The sequence below is a fragment of the Weissella oryzae SG25 genome, assembly GCF_000691805.2.
GTDB classification, from domain to species: Bacteria; Bacillota; Bacilli; order Lactobacillales; family Lactobacillaceae; genus Weissella; species Weissella oryzae.
Map to the genome: position 1 here is coordinate 1 of NZ_DF820518.1, position 1,964 is coordinate 1,964.

At 39.9% G+C, this 1,964-nt stretch carries 1 protein-coding gene; it reads left to right on the top strand.

The window, feature by feature from the left end:
* The coding region (locus tag TT13_RS10755) for a phage tail tape measure protein (RefSeq protein ID WP_027699946.1) at window positions 1-1,964 on the top strand (1,964 nt) is incomplete at both ends.

The window sequence follows — 1,964 nt, forward strand, 5'->3', positions numbered from 1 at the left end:
AATGTTGCAGGCTTCTGTTGCATCAGGTGATGATTTTACAGATGTTGTGCACAATTCAACTGCTGCTCTTGAATCATTTGGGCTTAAGAGTGATTCTGTTGCTGGAATGACTAAAAATACCAAGAAAGCCGTAAATGAAATGGCGTATGCTGCTGATGCAACGGCGACCGACTTTCAGTCTATGGGAACAGCTATGGAGTATGTAGGAGCCACTGCACATCAGTCTGGGTTAGATATGTCTGAAACAGCTTCAGCAATTGGTGTTTTGAGCAATAATGGTCTCGAAGCGGATAAAGCTGGTACTGGATTACGTAAAGTTATTTCATCATTACAATCACCTACGATAGCAGCTAGTGAAGCCTTACAAGGTATTGGATTGTCTACAAAGGACTTCGTTGATAAGAGCGGAAAAATGAAGTCGATGACTGAAATTTTTGGCTTATTAAATGAGCATACACAAGGAATGAGTCAATTCAAGCAAGGTCAGTTGTTCCATACATTATTTGGAGCTACTGGGCAACAAGCCGGGGCAATTCTTTCGGAAAATGCTGACGCATTGGGAAAGCTAAATGATAAAGTTAAAGAATCATCTGATGGACAAGGCTATGTAGCTAAGTTGTCAGCAAAGAACATGCAGTCAGTTAAAAATGAATTGAAGCAATTTCAAATGGCCGGAGAAGCGGCAATTATGATGATAGGTAAAGAAATGTTGCCTGTCTTAAGTGAAGCTGCAACTGGCATGGCAAGAGCTTTTGATTCAAAGGAAGGCCAACGTGGCCTAGAATTACTAGCTAAGGGCGTAAGTGGCTTGTTTGGTGTAATTACAAATGGTATTGAATTTATGGGTCGTCATACAAACGAAGTGAAAATATTTGCGGCTGCATTAGGAAGTTTGTGGGCTGTTAAAAAAGTTGGCGACTTTATTGGCATGGTTAAGTCAGCTAAAACTGCCTTGATGGAGTTACAAGCTGTCAATATGTTTATGACTAATGGAGCATCTATTGGCCCTCTAGCAAGAGGAGGCAAGGTTGCTAAAACTGTCAGCGCGGCATCAACAGCAAGTGAACTTGCAACAACAGGAGAAAGTATAGCTAGTGAGTCACTATCAATGACTCGACTTGAACGCACAGTAGTACCTACTCTTGGTAAAACGTTGATGAAGACCGCCACTGCGGGAGTGGCTGGTGGAGTTCTAAACGGACTATCAGAAGCTGGTAGCAACAAACCAATGGCTGAAAAAGTTGGCGGTACTATGGGGGGATTTGTTGGTTCAGCTGCCGGATTTGCCTTAGGTGGACCCTTAGGCGCAATTATTGGTGGGACTGTTGGTCCAAAAGCTGGTGAATTATTAGGAGCAGCAATTCAGAAGGCGCTTAATGGGAAACCAGTTAAACCAAAAATCACATTTGAAACCCAAAATTCAGATATGAGAAAGTTGGACAAATCTTATCAAAGCTTTATTAGCCAACTAAATACATCAATTGTAATGTCTCCCAAGCTTGATAACAGCGGTGTCGAGAAAGACAGGAAGTCTGTAGAAAAAGCCTATAAGGAAATGGGCAAGGCAGTTGATCAATATTACGCTAAAAAGCAAAAAGATTCTAAAAATGATTTGGATGTTCTTGTTAAAAACGGTTTGCTTTCACAAAAACAAGAAGATGACCTACTGAAAAAGAGCGAAACAAACAACAAGAAAGCGAAAAAGTCTAAGAAAGAAAACTTAGACAAAATGCAAAACGATAGTTCTAATTACTATAAAAAGTTAAAGACAATTAATGATGGTGGTAATTCTACATTACAAGCTTTGGAAGCTAAATATGGTAAAAAGTCTAAAAAATACCGAGACGAACAAAATAAAGAACGAGAAGCAGCAAACAAAAAATATCAAAAACAAATGATTTCTGACGAAACCAAGTTTGGAAATGATATGAGTAAGGCCACCCGAGCTGCAAGTGTTAAGCAAC